20 protein-coding genes are annotated in these 21,277 nt (G+C 70.7%); 9 read left to right on the forward strand and 11 right to left on the reverse strand.

The genetic code is table 11. The features are described from left to right. Positions 1 to 29: 29 nt before the first annotated feature. Positions 30 to 755, reverse strand: a complete 726-nt coding sequence (locus PKF00_RS38430) for a GntR family transcriptional regulator (protein WP_271222668.1) — start codon at positions 753 to 755, stop codon at positions 30 to 32. 57 nt (positions 756 to 812) lie between these two features. Next, positions 813 to 1,100: a YceI family protein gene (locus PKF00_RS38435; protein WP_271222669.1), complete on the reverse strand. Its 288-nt coding sequence runs from the start codon at positions 1,098 to 1,100 to the stop codon at positions 813 to 815. Positions 1,101 to 1,340: 240 nt separating this feature from the next. Here PKF00_RS38435 and PKF00_RS38440 point away from each other — a divergent pair, with 240 nt between their 5' ends. Continuing rightward, positions 1,341 to 2,639 carry a DUF2252 domain-containing protein gene (locus tag PKF00_RS38440; RefSeq protein WP_271222670.1) on the forward strand — a complete coding sequence of 433 codons (1,299 nt, stop codon included), beginning with the start codon at positions 1,341 to 1,343 and terminating at the stop codon, positions 2,637 to 2,639. A 94-nt stretch (positions 2,640 to 2,733) separates the two neighbouring features. On the opposite strand, the gene PKF00_RS38445 is transcribed toward PKF00_RS38440, so the two are convergent. The 3 genes from PKF00_RS38445 to PKF00_RS38455 form a co-directional block, all read right to left on the reverse strand. Further along, positions 2,734 to 2,919, reverse strand: a complete 186-nt coding sequence (locus tag PKF00_RS38445) for a hypothetical protein (protein WP_271222671.1) — start codon at positions 2,917 to 2,919, stop codon at positions 2,734 to 2,736. A 49-nt stretch (positions 2,920 to 2,968) separates the two neighbouring features. After that, positions 2,969 to 3,460 (reverse strand): ATP-grasp domain-containing protein, encoded by a 492-nt coding sequence (locus PKF00_RS38450; RefSeq protein ID WP_271222672.1) that lies wholly within the window; start codon positions 3,458 to 3,460, stop codon positions 2,969 to 2,971. A gap of 265 nt (positions 3,461 to 3,725) precedes the next feature. Further along, a complete protein-coding gene (locus PKF00_RS38455; RefSeq protein ID WP_271222673.1) occupies positions 3,726 to 4,769 on the reverse strand; it encodes an SDR family NAD(P)-dependent oxidoreductase in 1,044 nt (347 codons plus the stop codon). 120 nt (positions 4,770 to 4,889) lie between these two features. On the opposite strand from PKF00_RS38455, the gene PKF00_RS38460 reads away from it, so the two are divergent. Next, positions 4,890 to 5,327, forward strand: coding sequence for a GNAT family N-acetyltransferase (locus PKF00_RS38460; protein ID WP_271222674.1), 438 nt, complete (start codon positions 4,890 to 4,892; stop codon positions 5,325 to 5,327). A 183-nt stretch (positions 5,328 to 5,510) separates the two neighbouring features. On the opposite strand, the gene PKF00_RS38465 is transcribed toward PKF00_RS38460, so the two are convergent. Continuing rightward, positions 5,511 to 7,022: a glycoside hydrolase family 3 protein gene (locus PKF00_RS38465; RefSeq protein WP_271222675.1), complete on the reverse strand. Its 1,512-nt coding sequence runs from the start codon at positions 7,020 to 7,022 to the stop codon at positions 5,511 to 5,513. Positions 7,023 to 7,712: 690 nt separating this feature from the next. Between PKF00_RS38465 and PKF00_RS38470 the strand changes: the two genes are divergently transcribed. Together PKF00_RS38470 and PKF00_RS38475 are read left to right on the forward strand one after the other, a co-directional pair. Then, complete coding sequence (locus tag PKF00_RS38470) at positions 7,713 to 8,402, forward strand: TetR/AcrR family transcriptional regulator (protein WP_271222676.1); 690 nt, start codon at positions 7,713 to 7,715, stop codon at positions 8,400 to 8,402. After that, the gene (locus tag PKF00_RS38475) at positions 8,399 to 9,199 is read left to right on the forward strand and encodes a DNA alkylation repair protein (RefSeq protein ID WP_271222677.1); all 801 of its coding nucleotides are present in this window, start codon (positions 8,399 to 8,401) and stop codon (positions 9,197 to 9,199) included. The genes PKF00_RS38470 and PKF00_RS38475 overlap by 4 nt, the downstream gene beginning before the upstream one ends. 60 nt (positions 9,200 to 9,259) lie before the next feature. Here PKF00_RS38475 and PKF00_RS38480 read toward each other — a convergent pair whose 3' ends face one another. The 4 genes from PKF00_RS38480 to ngcE all read right to left on the reverse strand — a co-directional run bounded on the left by PKF00_RS38480 (position 9,260) and on the right by ngcE (position 13,516). Then, positions 9,260 to 10,126: a chitosanase gene (locus PKF00_RS38480; protein ID WP_271222678.1), complete on the reverse strand. Its 867-nt coding sequence runs from the start codon at positions 10,124 to 10,126 to the stop codon at positions 9,260 to 9,262. A gap of 172 nt (positions 10,127 to 10,298) precedes the next feature. Next, positions 10,299 to 11,189: a carbohydrate ABC transporter permease gene (locus tag PKF00_RS38485; RefSeq protein ID WP_271222679.1), complete on the reverse strand. Its 891-nt coding sequence runs from the start codon at positions 11,187 to 11,189 to the stop codon at positions 10,299 to 10,301. Then, positions 11,186 to 12,100 carry a carbohydrate ABC transporter permease gene (locus PKF00_RS38490; protein WP_271222680.1) on the reverse strand — a complete coding sequence of 305 codons (915 nt, stop codon included), beginning with the start codon at positions 12,098 to 12,100 and terminating at the stop codon, positions 11,186 to 11,188. The genes PKF00_RS38485 and PKF00_RS38490 overlap by 4 nt, the downstream gene beginning before the upstream one ends. A 6-nt stretch (positions 12,101 to 12,106) precedes the next feature. Next, positions 12,107 to 13,516, reverse strand: coding sequence for an N-acetylglucosamine/diacetylchitobiose ABC transporter substrate-binding protein (gene ngcE, locus PKF00_RS38495; protein ID WP_271222681.1), 1,410 nt, complete (start codon positions 13,514 to 13,516; stop codon positions 12,107 to 12,109). Between the two features lie 121 nt (positions 13,517 to 13,637). Between ngcE and PKF00_RS38500 the strand changes: the two genes are divergently transcribed. The 5 genes from PKF00_RS38500 to PKF00_RS38520 all read left to right on the forward strand — a co-directional run bounded on the left by PKF00_RS38500 (position 13,638) and on the right by PKF00_RS38520 (position 19,884). Next, positions 13,638 to 14,315 (forward strand): MerR family transcriptional regulator, encoded by a 678-nt coding sequence (locus PKF00_RS38500; protein WP_271222682.1) that lies wholly within the window; start codon positions 13,638 to 13,640, stop codon positions 14,313 to 14,315. 222 nt (positions 14,316 to 14,537) lie between these two features. Then, positions 14,538 to 15,551 (forward strand): glutamine synthetase, encoded by a 1,014-nt coding sequence (gene glnII, locus PKF00_RS38505; RefSeq protein ID WP_271222683.1) that lies wholly within the window; start codon positions 14,538 to 14,540, stop codon positions 15,549 to 15,551. Positions 15,552 to 15,731: 180 nt separating this feature from the next. Then, complete coding sequence (locus PKF00_RS38510; RefSeq protein WP_271222684.1) at positions 15,732 to 16,583, forward strand: TrmB family transcriptional regulator; 852 nt, start codon at positions 15,732 to 15,734, stop codon at positions 16,581 to 16,583. A 101-nt stretch (positions 16,584 to 16,684) separates the two neighbouring features. Continuing rightward, positions 16,685 to 18,364 (forward strand): NAD(P)/FAD-dependent oxidoreductase, encoded by a 1,680-nt coding sequence (locus PKF00_RS38515; RefSeq protein WP_271222685.1) that lies wholly within the window; start codon positions 16,685 to 16,687, stop codon positions 18,362 to 18,364. Further along, complete coding sequence (locus PKF00_RS38520) at positions 18,361 to 19,884, forward strand: ATP-binding protein (RefSeq protein WP_271222686.1); 1,524 nt, start codon at positions 18,361 to 18,363, stop codon at positions 19,882 to 19,884. Before PKF00_RS38515 ends, PKF00_RS38520 begins: the two co-directional genes overlap by 4 nt. Positions 19,885 to 19,953: 69 nt before the next feature. Here PKF00_RS38520 and PKF00_RS38525 read toward each other — a convergent pair whose 3' ends face one another. Further along, entirely contained in the window at positions 19,954 to 21,210 is a 1,257-nt protein-coding gene (locus PKF00_RS38525; protein ID WP_271222687.1) for an alpha/beta fold hydrolase, read from the reverse strand. Between the last annotated feature and the right edge of the window lie 67 nt (positions 21,211 to 21,277).

The raw sequence follows: 21,277 nt of genomic DNA on the forward strand, positions 1-21,277 counted from the left end.
GGAACGGCCGCGGCCCCTCACCGGCAGGCTCACACCTGCTCCCTCTCGGCGGGCTCGGCGGGCTCGCCTTCGTCCGCCAGGGTCTCGATGACCCTGCGGCAGTACTCCGCCAGGTAGTCGCGGAGCACCCGTTCCGCGCCGTCGCCGTCGCCGCGCGCCGCCAACCTCGCCAGCTCACGGTGGTAACGCAGGCCGTGGGCGACGTGCCGTCCCACCAGGTAGCGGTTGACGACGTTGCGCAGGTCCTCGATGATCTCGACGGCGAACGGGTTGTCCGCGGCGTCGTAGAGCTCCCGGTAGAAGGCCGTCCGCTGCTCGTGCAGCGTGCCCCTCTCGTGGGGCCCGTCGAGCACCTCGCCCAGCTCGCGCAGTCGCGCGGCGCGGGCCGAGGTCATCCGCGCGATGGACTTGCGCAGCGCGTGCGCCTCGACCAGCTCCCGCAGCTGGTAGATCTCCCTGACCTGCTCGACGGTGAGCGTGCGCACCACCGCGCCGCGGTGCGGGTGGAAGGAGACCAGCCCCTCGGATTCGAGCTGCATCAGGGCGGTGCGCACCGGGATGCGGGAGACCCCGATGCGCTCGGCCAGGTCCTCCTGCCGCAGGTGCTCACCGGGCGCGAGCAGCCCGGTGATGATGCACTCCCGGATCACCGCGTAGGAGAGCTGCCCCGCGGTACGGGCGCCGCCCGCGGCCCTGCCGACGATGTCGGCGAAGGTGACCTCCTCAGCGGAACCGTGCGTGTGTCCCACCGCCACCTCCCCCTCCTGTCCGCCTTGACCGTCTTTCCCTACTTGATCGGGTCGAAAGCCCCATCACAGCACATGCCTGGCTGTTCCTTCGGGCAGGGCCTCGACGAGGATCTCGATGTCGATCCGACTGCCGATGGCGAGACCTCCGGCCTCGAGCGCGCGGTTGAAGGTGACGCCGAAGTCCTCCCTGTTCACCGACCCTGTGGCGCTGAACGCCAGCAGCGGCACCCCGCCGTCCGAGTGCGTGCCGAGGTAGCGCGCGACCAGCTCGACCGGGCGGGTGATCCCGCGCACGGTGAGCTCGTCCTCGATCGTGAAGACGCCCCTCCCCGGCCCGGCACGGGCCCCCACCCCACCCGTTGAGCGCGCTCCACGGCGCCGGTGCGGCGAGTGGTGACACGAACCCGACCGGCGCCGACGGGCGGCGCGCACCCGGCGGGCCTCTCGGGTACGGCCGCCGGACGGCCGGTGAGATCGTGGCTGTCCCGTGACGCTCGGAGGCTTGTGAGCGACACCCGCGATTGGTACGTTCCAGATCTGTGACGCGTCGCATCTGGCGGAGTTTCCCGCCCTGGCTCTAACGTGCGCATCATGACCACCGATGGGCGCTCGGCGCACATTCTCGACGTTCTGATCACCGAGTTCGGTGACTCCATCAGGCGTGACCCCGCGGCCTTCCGGCGCAAGTTCCGGAAGATGGCCGCCTCTCCGTTCGCCTTCTACCGCGGCAGCGCCAGCCTGTTCTACGCGGACATGACCGGGACGTTCGCCGACGCGGCCTTCCTCGACGACCAGACGCGCCGGGTGTGGATCCACGGCGACCTGCACGCCGAGAACTTCGGCACCTACATGAACGCCTCAGGTGTCCTCGTCTTCAACGTCAACGACTTCGACGAGGCCTATGTCGGGCCCTACATCTGGGACCTCAAGCGGTTCGTGGCCAGTGTGGCCCTCATCGGCTACGCCAAGGCCCTTTCGGACGAGGTGATCACAGACCTGGTGACCGAGTTCGGCCACGCCTACCTCGCCGAGCTGACCGGCATCGCACAGGGCGGGGACGAGGCGATCGGCTCGCTGACGCTGGAGACCACGACCGGCGTGCTGCACCGGGTGCTGCAGGTCGCCAGGCTGAACACCCGGGTGGCGCTGCTGGACGCCGAGACCACGATCGACAACTTCGACCGCAGGTTCGCCATCATGGAGGGCCGTTACCCGGTCGACGAGGAGACCCGACACCTGGTCGAGGCGGCCTTCCAGGAGTACCTCACCACGCTTCCCTCGGTCTCCGAGATCGAGCACAGGATCAAGGACTTCGCGCTCCGCGTGGGGGTCGGCATCGGCTCCGCGGGGCTGCCGTCCTACAACATGCTGCTGGAGGGCCACACCCAGGCCCTGGAGAACGACGTCATCCTCTACATGAAGCAGGCCCAGGTCCCGGCCGTGGCCCGGCACATCGCCGACGAGAAGGTGCGCGGCTACTTCAAGCACCAGGGGCACCGCACCGCCGAGTCGCAGCGGGCCCTGCAGGCCTACGCCGACCCCTGGCTCGGCTACACCGAGCTGAACGGCGTCGGCCAGCTCGTCGCCGAGGTCTCCCCCTACTCGGCCGACCTCGACTGGGGTGACGTCAACGAGCCCGACGAGCTCGCCTCGGTCATCCGCGACCTCGGCCGGGCCGTGGCCCGCATGCACTCGGTCGCGGACGACGAGTCCAGCCACGACCTGGTCGACTTCTCGACCGAGGACGCGATCGTGAACGTGATCGGCGGCGACCTCGACGGTTTCACCCGCGTGCTCGTCGAGTTCGCCCATGCCTACGGCGCGCAGGCCAGGACCGACCACCAGCTGTTCGTCGACCTGTTCCGCAACGGCCGCCTGCCGGGTCTGTGAGGGCGCTGCCCGCCCTCTGCCGATGAACAGCTGAGGAGCGCCCGGCCGGTCAGCCCGGCCCGGGCGCCTTCCGCCTCTTCGCGCGGACTCCGCCTCAGGTCTCGGTGGGCTTCTCGTACCCCTCGTCCTGCCCGTAGACCCGGTCGTCCGGGTCGTCCTCGGGCTGGTTGGCGGGGTCCGTCGCGGACGGGGCGAACTCACCGGCGAAGTCCGGCTCCTCGTGATCCTCCGGTGCGTCCCTGCGGTCGGCGAGCGGCCTGTCCTCTTCTGGCTGCGACATGTGCTGCTTCCCTTCTCGATGCGGGAGTGCCTCCCCGCAACCGGCCCGCCTACACCTGCCCCTTGGTCGCCGCCCGGACGGCCTCGGCCAGCGCGCGGGCCAGGTTGGCCGCGGCTCCCGGCGCGTGGCGCAGGAACAGGTAGGGCTCGGTCAGCTCGGCCTCGATGAGAACCGGAGCGCCGTCGGCGAGACGGACCGGGTCGACGCGGGCGTAGAGCGTCTCGGGCAACTCGCCGAGAACCCGCTCGGCGAGGGCGAACCGGTCGGGTTCGGGGGTGCGGAGCTCGACCGCCCTGGAGCTCTCCGGGTCCAGCGGGTCCACTCCTCCCGCGAGCATCGGGTTGCGCCGTACGGCGTGGCTGAACCGGCCGCCGAAGTAGATCAGCGAGGTCTCCCCCTCGGCCTCGACCATGTCCAGGTAGGGCTGGATCATCGCGGTCCTGCCCTCGTCCGCCAGCCGTGCGGCGTGCGCCATGGCCTTGTCGCGGTCCCCGGTCCTGATCGTGTCCATGGCCCCCGCCGACACCGAGGGCTTCGCCACGTAGTCGTGGAGGATCGGGAGGTCCGCCGTCTCCCCCGGCGCGACCCAGTAGGTGGGGACGGTCGGCGACTCGAGCGTGGACGCCGGACACCACAGACGCCGGACCCCTCGGGGCCTCAGGTGCGGTCGACGTCGCCCCTCGAATCCCGGACGCGCCGACGCCGCGCCTCTCGAGTCTCGGACACCGCCGAGCTCGGCCGTCGCCGGATGTCAGGGCGGGCCTCCGTCAGCCGCCGGGCATCAGATGTGACCGACGTCAGCCGCCTCAGACGGGTTCCGCCCCTGCGGCCTCGGCGAGCAGCCCGGCGACCGCGTCCGCGATCTCGCCGGGCTCCCAGCGCCCCCCTCTGTCGGCCCGGGGGCCGTGCCGCCACCCGTCGGCGAGCGCGATGGTCCCGCCCACGACCTCGAAGACCCGTCCCGTGACGTGCGCGGAGTCCGCCGAGCCGAGCCAGGCGACCAGCGGCGCCACGTTGGCCGGGTCCATGGCGTCGAACCCGTCCCCGGCCTCCGCCTTCAGGACGCCGCCCCCCGGACCGGCTCCCGCGACCTCGACCCCGGCCGCGCCCCCGGCTCTCGCGACCGCGCCTTTGGCCCCCGCGGCCCCGGTTCCGGTCCCGCCCCCGGCTTCCACGATGTCGGCCCCGATCCCGGGACCTGCCTCCGCCCCGCCGGGAACCTCCTCGGTCATCCTGGTGCGTGCGGCCGGGACGATCGCGTTCACCGTGACGCCGTAACGGCCGAGCTCGGCCGCGGCCACCCGGGTGAGCGCCACGACGCCCGCCGCGGCGGCGGCGTGGTTGCCCTGGCCGACGCCGCCGAACAGCCCGGCTCCCGAGGAGGTGTTGATCACCCGGGCGTCCACCGGGGCTCCGGACCTCGAACGTTCGCGCCAGTGGGCCCCCGCGTGCCGCAGCGGCAGGAAGTGCCCCTTGAGATGGACCCGGATCACCTCGTCCCACTCCTGCTCCGTCATCGAGACCAGCGTCCGGTCCCGGAGGAAGCCCGCGTTGTTCACCAGCACGTCCAACCGCCCGTACGCGCTCAACGCCGTCTTGACCAGCCGGGCCGCGCCGCCCCAGTCGGCGACGTCGTCACTGTTGGCCACCGCCTGGCCGCCCAGGGCGCGGATCTCCTCGACCACTTCGAGCGCGGGGGCACCGGTCCGCCCGTTCCCCTCACGCCCGGTGCCGAGATCGTTGACCACGACCCTGGCTCCCTGCCTGGCGAACTCCAGGGCGTGCTCCCGCCCGATGCCCCGTCCGGCTCCGGTCACGATCACCACGCGCCCGTCGCAGATCCCACCCATGCCCAGGTCCTTTCCGCCGTGATCAGGCAGAGTTTCCCCGGAGTTCACGTGTCATGTCCAGATGCGCTCCGCCGCCGCACGGGACCCCGTGGACTTCGGCGCGTTGGCTATGCTCCCCCCATGTTCCGCGAGGCCCGGACCGGCGACTTCGAGCACATCATCCGCCTCTACCGGCAACTGCAGCCTGACGACCCGGAGCTGAAGGACGGCTCCGACGCGGTGGTCTTCCAGCGGATTCTGAGATCTCCCGCGCTGCGTCTCTTCGTGCTGGAACTGGACGGGGTCGTCGTCGCGACGTCCTACCTCAACGTGATCCCCAACATCACCCGGTCGGCGTCGCCCTACGCCGTCATCGAGAACGTCGTCGTCGAGGAGTCACGGCGGGGCGCCGGGCTGGGCAAGCAGATCATGGCCGGCACCCTCCAGGCCGCATGGGACGCGGGCTGCTACAAGGCGATGCTGATGACGGGCTCTCGCAGAGCCGCGACCCATGCCTTCTACCGTGCCTGCGGGTTCTCCGCCGACGCCAAGCAGGCGTACGTGGCCCGGCCGTCCTGACAGCGAGAGGCTCGGCCGCTCGCCCACACCGGCGTCGCTCGCCGAGTGAGCAGGCGGGGCGCCGTCCGCTCAGAGCGATCGGCCGCGTCAGGGGACCGGTTCCTTGGGCGACGGGCTCTCAGGGATCGTGGACGGGACCCGCCGCCCGTGAGCGAACACGGGCGGCGGGTTCCGTGCCAGATGTCAGAGCTGGACGTCTCCGGCCAGGATCTCGGCGGCGGCCTGGCCGCACACCTTGGCCGACCCGTGGGTGGCGATGTGGATCGCGCCGAGGTCGGAACGGCCCGGCAGGCCCATCTCGACCACGACGGCGTCGGAGCGGGCCGCCAGGAGGTGCTGCAGCGCGTCCATCTGCCAGGGGTGGCGGTGGGCGTCGCGGACGACGGCGACCAGCGGACGGTCGGTCGCGGCCGACAGAACGGCCTCGATCGCCCCTCCGGTGGCGGCCGAGGCGCCCAGCCGCGTCACCGTGGTGCCGGGCAGCAGCTTGCCGAGCGGCTCGCCGACGCCCCACGGCGTGTCCTTCTCGATGGCCAGGTTCATCTCGGGGGCCAGCTCGACCACGTGGGGCGGGGCGACCAGGGGAAGGGCCGCGGTCGCCGAACGACGGGTGATTCTCAGCGCCCGCCGAGCCGCCTCCAGGCCGATCGACACCTCTCCCGAGCGCGGAGCCGGCGAGCGACGCCGGCTCGCGGTCGACGCCGCCCAGAGGGACAGGTCGCAGACCCGCTGGGCCGCGTCCGCCAGCCGCTCCTCGGAGAGCCTGCCCTCGATCACGGCGTCGACGATGGCGTCGCGGACGTCGAGGGCGGTCTGCTCGTCGAAGTTCTGGCCGCCGATGCAGATCGCGTCGGCGCCGCCCGCTATGGCCAGCGCCGAGGCGCCGCCGATGCCGTAGGGGCCGGAGACGGCGGTCATCTCGATGCCGTCGGTGATGATGACGCCCTCGAAGCCCAGCTCGACGCGGAGCAGGTCGTGCAGCACCCGGCCGCTGAGCGTGGCGGGCACGCCGGGGTCCAGCGCGGAGACCAGCAGGTGGCCCGTCATCACCGTGTGCACGCCTTCGGCGATGGCCGCGCGAAAGGGTCGCAGCGCCACTTCGCGCAGTTCCTCGGCGGTCGCCGGCACCAGCGGGACGCTGTGGTGGGAGTCGACGGAGGTGTCTCCGTGCCCGGGGAAGTGCTTGGCGCAGGCGGCGACGCCCGCGGACTGCAGGCCGCGGATCCAGGCCGCGGTGTGCCGGGACACCAGGTCGGGGTCGGCTCCGAAGGATCGCAGGCCGATGACCGGGTTGTCCGGGTTGGAGTTGACGTCGGCCGAGGGCGCGAAGTTGAGGTTCACCCCCGCGAGGGCGAGGTCACGACCCAGGTCCGCGGCGATCTCCTCGGTGAGCACGACGTCGTCGACCACGCCGAGGGCGAAGCTGCCGGGGCGGGTGCTCCCGGCGGCGGCCTCGAGCCGCGTGACCTCCCCCGACTCCTCGTCGATGCCGACGAGGACCTGCGGGTTCTCCGCACGGAGCGTCGCGGTGAGGTCGGCCACCTGGGACGGGGTCGCGATGTTCCTGGAGAAGAGCACCACACCGGTCAGCCCGTCGCCGAGGCGCCTGCGGATCCAGTCAGGCGGCGACTTGCCCTCGAATCCCGGGAGAACAACCGTGTCCGCCAGACGAAGCAGCTCTTGGCCGCGCTTCATGCACCCTCCTCGCCTCACGGCCGGCCGGCATCTCATGCCGAGGACACGCGGACAACATGTTGTTTTCAGATGCCTCGGGAGGAAGCGCTCCCATAGGCTTGGGCGCAAATCTAATAGGAAACTTTCTTTATCGCTAGGGGTCTGACCATGGGCCTTTCACCCAGAGTCTGCACTCTGGAGTGGCAGGTGGGGTCCAGGAACGCTCCAGCGATGCCAGGGGAACGGTCATCGGAGGCCCCGGGACGCGCCGGGTGCGTCACCGCGACCGGCGTCCCAGCGAAACCAATCATGAGATGTGAGAGATCGATGCCGGATCCGTCACGAGGCGACGACGCCCAGGCGCGCGCTTCAGACAGACCCTAGGGCATGTCCAGAGAGGTGATGTTTGTGAGTTTTGTCAGTAAGAGGAGTAATTTAGCGCCATTTTGCGGAGAACCGGAACCCGTTCCAGGGGCGAGTTCCTCCGCCGCTCCGGCCTCGTCCCCGCCGCCGGCGCGGCGGCGAGGTTCCCTCCGCCCCCGCGCCACCCGCCCCGCCCTCCCCGGACGCCCCCGACCGTCCCGGCCGGCGTCCAGGCGGAGCCCGGTCGCCTCCGGATGGACCGAACAAGTGATCGGTGACACCCAGGGCCCGGATGAGCTGGCGCGTTCCCATGAACAAGCGATTGCGCAAAGGTTCATAATGAAAGGCGTGAACACGCGAAGGAACTCCGGCGGCGCGGCCACCACCTCCGTCAGGCGCCAGGGCACGACGAAGCGCGCGCCGTCATCCGGCTCCGCCTCGGAGCGCCGCGACTACCTCGTCAAGCTCGCCGCCGAGCTCTTCGCCCGCAAGGGCTTCCAGGCGACCACCGTCCGCGAGATCGCGGAGGAGGCGGGCATCCTCTCCGGAAGCCTGTACCACCACTTCGACTCCAAGGAGACGATCGTCGACGAGGTGCTGACCACCTTCCTCGACGACCTCGTCGGCCGCTACCGCACAGCCCTGGAGCAGGGGGGCGAACCACGCGAGATCCTCTCGCAGATGGTCCGCATCGGCTTCGACACCCTTGAGCCGCACCGCGCGGCGATCACCGTCATGCAGAACGACTGGAACTACCTGCGCTCCCTGCCCGGCGACCGCTTCGACTATCTCGTCAGGGTCGAGGACGAGGTCGAGGGCATGTGGGTCGAGCAGATCAAGCGGGGCCAGGCCGTCGGCCAGGTCCGCGCCGACGTGGATCCCAAGCTCACCTACCGCATGATCCGTGACAGCATCTGGGTCACGGTCCGCTGGTTCAGGACCGGCGGCCGGCTGAACACCGCGAACCTCGCCGAGCACTACATCACGACCCTGTTCGACGGCCTGGCCACCGGCGATCGGAGCAGCCAGCAGGCATGACGCCCCTTCACGCGGCCGTGCGCGCCGCGCTCACCGAGGTGGCGGACCCGGCGAAGGCCCCGGCCATGCGCGCCTACATGAAGTCGGACATGCCGTTCCTCGGGGTCCAGGCCACGCCTCGCCGTACGGCGCTGCGGAAGGTCTTCGCCGCGCACCCGATCGGCGAGGCGACGCTGTGGCGGGACAGCGTGCTCGCACTGTGGCGAGACGCCGGATACCGCGAGGAGCGCTACGCGGCGATCGAGCTGAGCGGCTCCAGAGCCTGCCGGGGATTCCAGACGCCCGAGGCCGTCCCGATGTACGAGGAGATGATCGTCAGCGGGGCCTGGTGGGACTACGTCGACGAGCTCGCCGTCCACCGCGTCGGCGGCCTGCTCACCGCCTTTCCCGACGTGATGCGCCCTCTCATGCTCGAATGGGCTCGCGGCGACGACCTCTGGAAGCGCCGCACGGCGATCCTCTGCCAGAACAGGTTCGGGTCCGCCACGGACGTCGGCCTGCTCCACGCGTGCATCGAGCCCAGCCTGGCGGACACCGACTTCTTCGCCCGCAAGGCGATCGGCTGGGCCCTGCGCGAGTACGCCAGGACCGACCCGCACGGGGTCGTCCGCTACGTCGACCACATGGGCATCACCGGTCTGAGCCGCCGCGAGGCCCTGAGGAACCTGCCGGACGGCGGCGCCGTTCCCGCCCTCGGCGGGCGGACCCGGCGAGCGGGCCGACCGGACGGATCAGCCGGAGGGAGCAGCCGAACAGGCCGAGGGACGGGCCCGGCGAGCGGACCCGTCCCGTTGTGAGCCCGGTCGCGGGAGACCCCGGCGGAGGACGGCCGTCAGACCGCCGGGGGCCGGCCGGTCCTACTTGATCGTGTAGGAGTCGCCGTAGACCTTCCAGCTCAGCGGCGTGTTCAGGTCGAGGTTGCCCTTGTTGAGGAAGACCCGCTGCGCGGTGTCGACCCGGCTGGTGTCCTCGTGGGCGGACTCGGCCTTCATCGCGACCTTGCGGGCGTCGAGGAACGCGTGGAGGTACTTGACCTCGTCGCCGCCCTGCGACGGCGGCTTGGCCTTCTTCAGGGCGTTCTTGCGGATCGAGCTGAAGCTGAGCGAGTCGTCTCCGTCACCGTGCATGACGATGGCGTCGTAGTAGATGAACTGCCCGAGGGTGCGCAGGCCGTCCTTCTTGGCCTGGCTCACCGCCGGGTTGAAGTACACCCGGTCCCGCTCGTCGTTCTGCGCCTGCTGGAAGACCGTGTCCTTGGCCGCGGTGGCCCAGTCCTTCGGGTAGTTGGGGTCGAGGCCCTTGTGCGAGTCGGTGCCGTTGACCTTGCGCAGGGCGGGCAGGTACTTGGCGAGCACGTTCCCCGGCTTGCGCTGGGTGTAGAGCTCGACGAGGTCCAGCATGTCCCCGGTGCCGGAGCAGAAGCCGATGATCCCCGCCGTGTAGCCGCGCTCGTCGTCGATGTCCTCGATGTACTTGTACTGCGCCTTCCAGTCGAGGGAGGAGTTCTCCGCGCTGGAGACGAGCTTCATCGCGATCTCCTTCTTGACGGGATCGCTGAGGTCGACCGCGGCGGCCGCGACCTGCGAGACCTCCGCGGGGGACGCCGAGGGGTCGTCGGCGTGCGCGGGGCCGCCGAAGGCGATCAGGGCCGGGGCCGCGACCACGACGGGAGCGAGCAGGAGGCTGAGGGCCCTGCGGGAACGCCGGTTTGACGAGGTAGGCACGTGATCTCTCCAGGGAGGGTCGGAGGCTCTGCCACGGGCGATGTTTTCCGCCCGCTCGTTAGGAAACTTTCCTAACGAACTTTCTCTCTGGAAGGCCCCAACAGTCAACCCATTCTCTGTGAACCACCATAGACGATCTCCCGAAGGGAGTCTTAATCGATGATCGCCGAAGTCATCTGAAGGCCCCCGCGACCAGGCCTTCGCGGATCTGTCCCTGCAGGAGCGCGTAGACGGCGAGCATCGGGACGATCGCCATGCCGAGCGCGGCGAACAGCGCGGGCCAGTCGGCGTCGTAGCCCGCGGCGGTCGAGATGTCGGCGATGCCCTGGGTGAGCACCCACCTGTCCCTGTCGGAGGGGAGCAGGACCAGCGGGAGCTGGTACTGGTTCCACTGGCCGAGCACGTTGAGGACGGCCACGCCGACGACGCCCGGCCTGGCCATCGGCAACATGATCTGGAAGAACACCCGCGTGTGCGAGGCCCCGTCCAGGAAGGCCGCCTCCGCGACCGCTTCCGGGAGCGTCCTGAAGAACGCCGTCAGGAAGAACACCGTGAACGGCAGCGAGCAGGCGACGTAGACCAGGACCAGGCCGCCGTGGGTGTTCAGGCCCACGAAGGGGCCTATCACCGGGATCTCGCCCGTGCTCCGCACGACGAAGAACAGCGGGGTCAGCACGAGGTGGACGGGAAGGGCCAGGCCCGCGACGAACAGGGCGTGGACCACCCGACGGCCGCGGAAGCGGTAACGGGCGAGCACGTATGCCGCCATCGAGCCGAACAGCATCGTGCCGGACGTGCCGCACGCCACCACGACGACGCTGTTGAGCATGTAGCGGCCCACGTGCGCCCGCTCCCACGCCCGTCCCCAGCCGTCGAGCCTGAGGGAGGCGGGCAGCGCCCAGGCGTCCCCGAAGATCTCCTCCTCGCTCTTCACCGAGGCCAGGAACGTCCACACGATCGGCACCGCGACCAGGAACGTCCAGACCAGCAGCGCGAGGTGCGCCAGGGCCGCCGGGACACCCCTCCTGGCGCGCTCCCCCGCTCTGCGGGGCTCCGCCCTCACCGGAACTCGATCCGCTCACGCCGCGACAGGCGCAGGGCGAGCACCGCGAACCCGGCGGCGAACAGGAACAGCACCACACCCATCGCACAGGCGTAGCCGAACCTGGAGTACTGGAAGGCGTTGCGGTAGGTCTCCGCCGCCATCACCGTCGTGGAGTGGTCCGGCCCTCCGCGCTCGGCCGTCATCACCCACACGACGGCGAAGACGTCCAGCGCGGCGACGCCGAGATAGACCCAGCCCGCCTGGACCGTGTCCCTGAGCAGCGGCAGCGTGACCCCGGCGAACAGCCGCGCTCCCCCCGCGCCGTCGATCGCCGCCGCCTCGAACAGGTCACGCGGGATGGAGGCGAGCCCGGCGGAGAAGAGCACCACGTAGAACCCGACCGCCTGCCAGACGAGCACGCCCAGGACCGCCCAGAGCGCGACACCGGGGTCGGACAGGAAGCCGACCGGCTCGAATCCCAGAGCGATCAGCGGAGCGTTGAGCATGCCGCTCCGGTCCGGCCTGAAGACCTGCTGGAACAGGACCGCGACCAGGGCGACGGCCAGCACGTGGGGGAAGAAGAACACCACCCGGTAGAACCCCGCGCCCCGCACCGCCGCCCGCCCGCCGACGACGCCCCTGCCCTGGCCGCCGAGCAGGAGGGCGAACAGGAGTGCGATCACGATGGTGACGGGAGGCAGCAGAAGCAGCAGCAGGAGGTTGTGGCCGGCCGCCCTCCAGAAGACGTCGTCGGCGAGGAGCCTGCGGAAGTTGTCCGCCCCCACGAACTCCGGGGTGGCGTTCACACCGCGCCAGCCGGTGAACGCCAGAAGGAAGGCCTGCGCGCAGGGGACGATCACGTAGATCGCGTAGAGCAGGAGCGGGACGGCGAGGAACCCGGCGACGAACCGTCTCCCGCCGCGGTCCACGCCGTGCTACCTCGTGAACTTCCGCACCGAGGAGTCGTTCCTGATCGCGTCGGCCCTGCGCTGCGCGCGCTCGGCCCACTGGCCGACGGTGAGCCCGCCGTTCATCAGCCGCCCGGACACCGCGGCGACCTCGTCGTGCAGCTCGGCGTACCACTTGCGGAACAGGAACGACACGACGTGCTCGCCCGCCTCGGCCAGGGCGGTGGACGCGCTCCTCAGGCCGGGTCCGCGCACGTGGCCCTCGCTCGCCCCCTTGACGACGGTCAGCGTGGAGACCGCCTCGGTGAACCTCCCCGCGGCCCGTCTGGAGAGCATCGCCCGCATGTACTCCAGGCCCGCCCGGGGGTTGGCCGACCCCGCGGGCACGATGTACTCCTCGCCCGGCTGGGCGTGCAGCGTGCCGTACGGCATGGCGTCCGACGGCCCGAAGTCCGGCAGCGGGAACATGGCGTAGTCGAAGCCCGCGGGGGCCGCGCCTCTCTGCTCGTTCTCCAGCCATGACCCGCAGGGCAGCATGGCGACCCGTCCCCTGTTCTGCGCGGTCTGGGTCTGGACGTGGTCGAGACCTGCGGTGCCCTGAAGAAGGTGTTTCGCCCCGATCTCCGCGAAGGCTTCGGCGGCCTGCCTGACGGGTTCGGCCAGCCACGCGCCCTCCTCGAGGTTGTCGATGCGCCTGAGCACCTCCCTGCCGCCGATCTTCGCGGCGAGGGTGAGGATGGCCTCGCAGATGTACTGGGGGTGCGTGCCCGCGTAGGTGAACGGCGCGGTCCCGGACTTCCCGACGGTCTCGCAGAGCGCCAGGAACTGCGCCCAGGTCCGGGGAGGCCGCCAGCCCCTGGCCTCGAAGAGCGCCCGGGAGTACCAGATGCCCCAGACGGTGGTGGCGTAGTTCATGACGTAGGGCCTGCCGTCGTAGCTGCCCAGCTCGATCGCCGCGGCGTCGACGGTCTCGCGCACCGTGACGGAGGGGTCGTCCCAGCTCGGCGCGTCGTACAGCGGCGTCAGGTCGGTGAGCCGGCCGTCCTGGACCAGGGCGCCGAACTCCATGGCGTTGGCGCCGGAGTTGTTGACGAGCTCGGGCGGATCGCCGCCGGCGAAACGCGGCTGGAGGGCTTTGGCGATCTCCTTGGTCGCGTTGTGCCTGATCCTGAGTCTGGGGAACCTGCCGGCGACCAGGGGTTCGTGGATGGTCCTGGCGTAGCCGTCGCCGAGGCCTCCGTCGAAGATCCAGACTTCGAGGGGGCCGTCCTCGACGAGGCCGAGCGGGTTGGCGGCGCTTGTGGCCCCCCGAACGGGCGCGGCGGGCGCTCCGCCACGGCCCCACGGGCCCGCGCACGCCGACAGCGCGGGCGGGCAGAGCCCGGCGAGGACGGCGCCGCGCAGGAGCTCGCGCCGTGACAGCCCGGCCGCGCCCACGACCACCCCTTCCTCAACGGAGAGTAATCATCAGATTACTTTGCGCGTCGACGCCCGGCAAGGGGCGAGCTCGGAAGATCGCGCGACCCGCCCACCTATTAGCTACCTGTACTATCTAATTATGCGGATATCCCAGCTCAGCGCCGCGTCGGGCGTCCCCATCCCCACCATCAAGTACTACCTGCGCGAAGGTCTGCTCCCCTCGGGTGAGCAGACCTCCGCCACCAGGGCGGAGTACGGCGAGGCCCACGTGCGCAGGCTGCGGCTGATCCGCGCGCTGCTCGAGGTCGGGCGGCTGCCCATCGCGTCCATCCGCAAGGTGCTCGCCGCCGTGGACGACGAGGACCTGAGCATGCACCACGTGCTGGGCACCGCCCACTACGCCATCGCGCCCGAGGTCGCCCCCCACCCCGACGACGAGGACTGGCGGCGCGCCCGCGCGGAGGCGGACCGCCTGATCTCCGAGCTCGGCTGGCGGATCGAGCCATGGGCCCCGACACGCGACGAGCTGGCCCAGGCCGTCCAGACCCTCGACCGGCTCGGCATGCCCGCGACCGGCGAGGCTCTGCGCCCCTACGCGCGGGCCGCGGCCTCGCTGGTCGAGCAGGAGATGGGCACCATCCCCATGGACGGCCCCCGGGAGACGGCGGTCGAGGCCCTGGTCATCGGCACCGTCGTGCACGGCCGGGTCCTCGACGTCCTGCGCCGCCTCGCGCACGAGTCCGCCTCGGCTCGCATCTTCGAGGCCCGCCAGGCGGGCAAGGACTGCCAGGCGGAGAAGGACCGGCCGACGCCCTGACCGGGGCGTCGGCCGCCCGGGACGTCCACCGGGCGGCCGATCTCCGTTCCGCCGTATGAGCAGCTCACAGCCCCGGAAAGGGAATGTGCAAAGTTTTCTCGACGGCTCTGCCTGGCCGAACAGACCTGAGTAACATCCTGTTCACATACGGGCAACAGATGCGAAATCGCGACTTGCGACTCTTTGAGGGCAGCAACCCCTCCCTCCTCAAGGACTTCGCTGATGACCTTCAAGGCTGAATACATCTGGATCGACGGCACCGAGCCGACCGCCAAGCTCCGTTCGAAGACGAGGATCCTGGCCGACGGCGCCGAGCTGCCGATCTGGGGCTTCGACGGGTCCAGCACCAACCAGGCCGACGGCGGCTCCTCCGACCGCGTGCTCAAGCCGGTCTTCACCTGTCCGGACCCGATCCGCGGCGGCGGCAACGTGCTGGTGCTCTGCGAGGTCCTCGACATCGACATGACCCCGCACTCCAGCAACACCCGCGCCGCGCTCGTCGAGGTGGCCGAGAGGTTCGCCGACCAGGAGTCCTGGTTCGGCATCGAGCAGGAGTACACCTTCTTCAAGGAGGGCCGCCCGCTCGGCTTCCCGATCGGCGGCTTCCCCGCTCCGCAGGGCGGCTACTACTGCGGCGTCGGCGCGGACGAGGTCTTCGGCCGCGACGTCGTCGAGAAGCACCTCGACCTGTGCCTGGAGGCCGGTCTGGCGATCTCCGGCATCAACGCCGAGGTCATGCCCGGTCAGTGGGAGTTCCAGGTCGGCCCGGCGGGCCCGGTCGAGGTGTCCGACCACATGTGGATCGCCCGCTGGCTGCTCTACCGCGTCGCCGAGGACTTCAACATCGCCGCCACGCTCGACGCCAAGCCGGTGAAGGGCGACTGGAACGGCGCCGGCGCGCACACCAACTTCTCCACCAAGGCGATGCGTGAGGGCTACGACCCGATCATCACCGCCTGCGAGGCGCTCGCCGCGAACGCCGCCGAGCACGTCAAGCACTACGGCGCCGGCATCGAGGAGCGCCTCACCGGCCACCACGAGACCGCCCCGTGGAACAAGTTCAGCTACGGCGTCTCCGACCGCGGCGCCTCGGTGCGCATCCCGTGGCAGGTCGAGGTGGAGAAGAAGGGCTACATCGAGGACCGTCGCCCCAACGCCAACGTCGACCCGTACCTCGTGACGCGTCTCATCGTCGACACCTGCTGCTCCGCTCTGGAGAAGGCCGGCCAGGTCTGATCCGACGCGCGGAAGGCCGCGACCGCCCTGCCGGGGGTGGTCGCGGCCTTTCACGTCCCCGGAGACTTCCCTGCTCACAGCGGTCGTTACCGGGACGATGCTCCAAAACGATTAACATGACACCAAATAAGGTGCTTTAGGACAACGCTAAACGGCACTGCGCGCCGTAGCATGACTGCGATGCGGGACGTCGTGGAACAGTTGCAGCGCCTGGGCATGTCGGGTTACGAGGCCAAGGCGTACGTCACATTGGTGGTCGCCGGGCAGCCGCTCAACGGTTACGAGGTGGCCAAACGCTCCGGCGTGCCACGTAGCACCGTCTACGAGACGCTGGGCAAACTGGTCGGCAAGGGCGCGGCCTACGAGCTGCGCGGCCCTGAGGAGGCCGTCGGCTACCTGCCGCTGCCGCCCAAGTCGCTGCTGGAGCGCATGCGCAGGGAGTTCGACGACTCGATCGAGTCGCTGCAGGCCTCACTGCCGACGATCGTGGCGCCCCCGGGGGCGCACATGATCCACAACCTCAAGGGCACGGAGGCGGTGCTCGCGCGGGCGGAGGACGTGATCGCCGCCGCGCGCACCGACCTGTTCCTGTCGATCTGGCCGGACGAGATGAAACAGCTCTGCCCCCTGGTCGGACGGGTGGCCGAGCGCGGGGTCGAGGTGTCGATCGTGCACTTCGGCCCGGCCGAGGTCTCGGTCGGGCACCTGTACGAACACCGCTTCCCCGTTCCGGACTCGGTGATCGAGAACCTGGGCTGCAGTCTCCTGGTGGTCGTCGGCGACTGCAGCGAGGTCCTGATCGGGGGGTTCGTGAACGGCTCCGCCTGGGGCGTCTACACCGAGGACCCCGCCGTGGTCCTGATGTCGGTCGAGTACATCAAGCACGACATCGCGCTGCAGATCATCGCCGACCGGCTCGGCCACGACACGCTGCGCGAGTTCTGGAACAGCGACCCCGAGCTGATGCGCCTGCGCGCCGCCCACGGCCATCCGGCGGCCCTGCTCCGCGCCGTCGGGATGCCCGACCTGTGACCGGCCCGACCAGGCGGTCACCCCAAGGGGAACCAGGCGGTCGCTTTGGGGGGATATGACATCCTTCATAAAGGTTGTCGGAGTTCGGGGGAAGGCAGGTCATGGACAAACCGGTCATCGTGACGGTCGATGACGATCCAGGCGTCTCACGTGCCGTGGCACGTGACCTGAGGCGTCGCTACGGTCAGTCCTACCGCATCGTCAGGGCCGACACCGCGAACCAGGGCATGGACAGCGTGCGCGAGATGCGCCTGCGCGGCGACGACGTCGCGGCGATCCTCGCCGACTACCGGATGCCCCAGATGAACGGCGTCGAGTTCCTCGAGCAGGCGATGGACCTGTACCCCCACGCCCGTCGCGTGCTGCTGACCGCCTACGCCGACACGGAGGCGGCGATCCAGGCGATCAACGTCGTGGACCTCGACCACTACATGCTCAAGCCGTGGGACCCGCCGGAGGAGAAGTTCTACCCGGTGCTGGACTCCCTGCTCGACGCCTGGCAGCGGGCCGACCGGCGCGAGTCCGACGAGCTGCGGGTCGTCGGAGCGCGCTGGTCGGCGAGGTCCTACGAGGTGCGCGACTTCCTGTCCCGCAACCAGGTGCCCTACCGCTGGCTGCTGGCCGACTCCCCCGAGGGGGCGCAACTGCTCGCCGCCGCGGGAGAGGAGCTCGAAGGGGAGGACTGCGAGGTCAGCCCCGCCAGGCTGCCGCTGGTCGTCACCTCGGAGGGCGTGAAGCTCACCGCCCCGGACACCTCGACGCTGGCCGCCGCCGTCGGCCTGTCCACCGCTCCGGCCACCGACTTCTACGACCTGATCGTCATCGGGGGCGGCCCCGGCGGCCTGGGCGCGGCGGTCTACGGCGCCTCCGAGGGGCTGCGCACCGTGATGGTCGAGCAGCACGCCTCCGGCGGGCAGGCGGGCCAGAGCTCCCGCATCGAGAACTACCTCGGTTTCCCCGACGGCGTCTCCGGCGCCCAGCTCGCCGACCGCGCCCGCCGCCAGGCCCTGAAGTTCGGCGCCGAACTGCTGACCGCTCGCACGGTCACGAGCCTGGAGGTCAAGGGGCAGGCCAGGGTGGTCGGCTTCGCCGACGGCGGCAGCATCGCCGCGCACACCGTGATCCTCGCCACCGGCGTCTCCTACCGGAGGCTGACCGCCCCCGGCCTGGACGACTTCGTCGGCCGAGGGGTCTACTACGGCGCGGCCGTGACCGAGGCCCCGGAGTGCCGCGACCGCGAGGTCTACATCGTCGGCGCGGCCAACTCGGCCGGGCAGGGCGCGGTCTACCTGTCCGGGTACGCCAGCAGGGTCCACCTGATCGTCAGGAGCGACGGGCTCGAGAAGTCCATGTCGCACTACCTGATCGAGCAGATCTCGCAGATCCCGAACATCGAGGTGCACACCGGGACCGAGGTCGTCGGCGCCGAGGGCGACGACCACCTGGAACGGCTCACGCTCAAGGGCCCCGAGGGCGAGCGCCCGGTCGACGCCGAGTGGCTGTTCGTCTTCATCGGCGCCGAGCCGTTCACCGACTGGCTCGGCGACACGGTCGAACGCGACCGGAAGGGCTTCGTCCTCACCGGCCCCGACCTGACCGCCGCGGAGAGCCGCCCCCGCAACTGGCCGCTGCGGCGCGAGCCGTACCACCTGGAGACCAACGTGCCCGGCGTGTTCGCCGCCGGAGACGTCAGGGCCGACTCGATCAAGCGGGTCGCCTCCGCGGTCGGCGAGGGGGCCATGGCCGTGGCCCTCGTGCACCGTTACCTGGAGAAGACATGACCGAGCGGGGCGCGGAGGCGGTGTCCGGGCAGGACGCGACCGGGCGGGACGGGGATCCCGCCGAGCGCCGCACCTGGGCCGTAGGTGACGAAGGAGGCCTCATGACCAGCACGGACGTGCTCAGAGGGCTGTTCCTCTTCGAGAAACTCGACGACGAGAAGCTCCAGTGGCTGGCCACGTACGGCGAGGAGCGCGACTTCGGCGCGGGCGAGCTGGTCATCCGGCAGGGAGACCCCGCCGAGTGCTTCGTCGTGCTCGTCGACGGCGAGATCGTCATGTCCACCGAGACCCCGGCGGGCCTGGTGACCATGACCCCGACCTCCCAGGTCGGGGTGTACGCCGGGGCGACCCTGGCCTACCTGGGCGAGCGCGCCCCCGAGACCTACGCCCACTCGCTGCGCGCGACCAAGCCCTCGCGCCTCTTCGTGCTCCCCGCGAAGAAGTACGGAAAGATCCTCACCGAGTGGTTCCCCATGGCGGTGCACCTGCTCGACGGGGTGCGTCTCGGCGGGCTGGCCCAGCGGGAGTTCATCGACCGGCGGCAGCGGCTGACCGCGCTCGGCACGATCACCGCCGGGCTCACCCACGAGCTCAACAACCCGGCGGCGGCCGCCGTGCGCGCGGTGGGCGAGCTGCGGGACAAGATCAAGTCAGCGCGGCGGGAGCTCGCCGACCTGGCGGAGAGCGGCATCCCGCCCGAGAGGTTGCGCGCGCTGGTCGACCTGCAGGAGAGCTGCGCGGAGAGCGTCGGGAACGTGCCCGCGCGCACCCCGCTCGAGACCTCGGACGCCGAGGACGAGCTGGGCGACGCGCTGGAGGAGGCCGGCGTCGAGAACGGCTGGGAGCTGGCGGCGCCGCTGGTGAGCGCCGGGTTCGGGCCGGAGAACCTGGAGAAGGTCCGCGGCAAAGTGGGGCAGGAGCACCTGTCCGGGGCGGTGCGCTGGCTGTCCGAGGCCGTCGAGATCTCCCAGATGCTCGACGAGGTGACCGACGCGACCGAGCGGATCTCCTCACTGCTCGCCTCGGCCAAGCAGTACTCCCAGATGGACCGCGCGCCCTACCAGACGATCGACGTGCGGGAGCTGCTGGACAGCACGCTCACCATGTTCCGGGGCAAGATCCCGCCGGGGATCACCGTGGCCACCGACTACGACCCCGAGCTGCCGCCGCTGCCCGGCTACGCGGGGGAGCTCAACCAGGTGTGGACCAACCTGATCCACAACGCGCTGGACGCGATGGCGGGCGTCGGCACGCTCACCGTCCGCACCCGCCTCGAGCACGGGACCACCGCCCTGATCGAGATCTGCGACACGGGCCCCGGCGTGCCCGAGCACCTGCGTGAGCGGATCTTCGAGCCGTTCTTCACCACGAAGGCGGTCGGCGAGGGCACGGGCCTCGGCCTGGACATCTCCTTCCGCATCGTCGCGGGCCGCCACGGCGGCGACCTGCGGGTGGAGTCCGTCCCCGGGAACACCCGCTTCCAGGTACGGCTGCCGCTGACCGAGCTTCCCGTCGCCTGAGGGCGGGGCCCGGAGAGGCCGGACGCCCGCGCGTGACGGCCGGGACGGCGCGTGCCCGCCCCGGCGTCCTCACCCGTGCACGCCGTCGGCCATCTCCATCAGGCGGGCGAGGACCTGGCCGCCCGAGACCCTGATCCCGTCGTGCTCCCACTCGTTGGTCACCCAGGTCCGCACGTTCCCGACCGCACGCGCGGTCCGCATGGACAGGTCCTCGTCGACGTACATGTCGTCGTAGTAGACGGCCGCGAACACCGGGACCTGGTTGGCGGCCAGCCGCACCGGGTCGTAGAGGTCGGGCCAGACGGTGTCGGCGGCGAGGATCTCGGCCGCGCCCTTGAAGGGGCGCAGGGCGGAGATCTCGTCGAACATCCAGGGGTAGATCATCTCCCCGGTGGGGAGCAGGGGCCGCGCGTCCTCGGCGAACTCGGCGGGCAGCAGCCGGTGCGCGGACCACGGGGTCGCGGCCCCCTGGGCGTAGACCGGCTCGTGCAGGACCGCGTAGAGCGGGTTGCCGACGAAGCCGGTCGCCATCATGACCTCGTAGCGGAACAGGTCGGAGAGCCTGCCGCCGGTCCACGCCTCGTCGAGGACCCAGTGCAGGTAGTCGGCTCCGTCGCCCATCCCGAGGCACATGCCCATGGACTGCAGGCGGCGCACGCTCAGCACGTCGCCGTCGGGAAGCCTGACCTCCTCCTCGCGCAGGCGGGCGGCGATCGCGTCCAGCCTGGCGGAGTCCTCGGGGTAGCGGGCGAAGAAGCGGTCGACCTTGCCGCGGACCCTGGGGTAGGTGCGGGAGTAGACGTCGTCCGCGGTCGCGTCGAGCCCCGGCAGCCCTCCGGCCACATAGCAGGCGGCCAGGCCCTCCGGCGCCCTGGAGAGGTAGGTCAGCGTGACGAAACCGCCGTAGCTCTGGCCGAGGGTCTCCCACGGCCTGCCGCCCGCGAGCTCGCGCCGGATCAGCTCGGCGTCCGCGACGATCGCGTCAGCCCGGAAGTGCCTGAGGCGGGCGGCGAGCTCGGCGTCCGTGCCGGTCACCGTCCTGGCGGTGAGAGGGGTGCTGCGCCCCGTCCCCCGCTGGTCGAGCAGGAGCACCCGGTGGGTCTTCAGCGCGTGTCCCAGCCAGCCGTCCGCCGCGACGGGCCTGGGGGACTTGCCGCCGGGACCGCCCTGCAGGAACACCAGCCACGGCAGGTCCCGGTCCTGTTTGGCCGGGTCGACCGCCTCACGGGCGAAGACCTCGATCGTCTCGCCGCCGGGGTCGGCGTGGTCGAGGGGGACGGTGAACACGTGGTCGGTGAGCGCGACACCGGGCAGAAGGACGGTCACCCGCGAAACGCTACCCGTTGTCCCGGCGGTTCAAGAGGTCGTCACCGGGTTCGCCGCGTTTCTCCGC

Origin of the sequence: Streptosporangium carneum, from assembly GCF_027922005.1 — a bacterium.
In the GTDB taxonomy this organism is placed as follows: domain Bacteria; phylum Actinomycetota; class Actinomycetes; order Streptosporangiales; family Streptosporangiaceae; genus Streptosporangium; species Streptosporangium carneum.

Bases quoted from the DNA above. Each gene is read 5' to 3' on its own strand.
- PKF00_RS38440 (WP_271222670.1), top strand. From the start codon at position 1,341: ATGACCACCGATGGGCGCTCGGCGCACATTCTCGACGTTCTGATCACC.
- PKF00_RS38445 (WP_271222671.1), bottom strand. From the start codon at position 2,919: ATGTCGCAGCCAGAAGAGGACAGGCCGCTCGCCGACCGCAGGGACGCA.
- PKF00_RS38455 (WP_271222673.1), bottom strand. From the start codon at position 4,769: ATGGGTGGGATCTGCGACGGGCGCGTGGTGATCGTGACCGGAGCCGGA.
- PKF00_RS38460 (WP_271222674.1), top strand. From the start codon at position 4,890: ATGTTCCGCGAGGCCCGGACCGGCGACTTCGAGCACATCATCCGCCTC.
- PKF00_RS38465 (WP_271222675.1), bottom strand. From the start codon at position 7,022: ATGAAGCGCGGCCAAGAGCTGCTTCGTCTGGCGGACACGGTTGTTCTC.
- PKF00_RS38475 (WP_271222677.1), top strand. From the start codon at position 8,399: ATGACGCCCCTTCACGCGGCCGTGCGCGCCGCGCTCACCGAGGTGGCG.
- PKF00_RS38500 (WP_271222682.1), top strand. From the start codon at position 13,638: ATGCGGATATCCCAGCTCAGCGCCGCGTCGGGCGTCCCCATCCCCACC.
- glnII (WP_271222683.1), top strand. From the start codon at position 14,538: ATGACCTTCAAGGCTGAATACATCTGGATCGACGGCACCGAGCCGACC.
- PKF00_RS38510 (WP_271222684.1), top strand. From the start codon at position 15,732: ATGCGGGACGTCGTGGAACAGTTGCAGCGCCTGGGCATGTCGGGTTAC.
- PKF00_RS38515 (WP_271222685.1), top strand. From the start codon at position 16,685: ATGGACAAACCGGTCATCGTGACGGTCGATGACGATCCAGGCGTCTCA.
- PKF00_RS38520 (WP_271222686.1), top strand. From the start codon at position 18,361: ATGACCGAGCGGGGCGCGGAGGCGGTGTCCGGGCAGGACGCGACCGGG.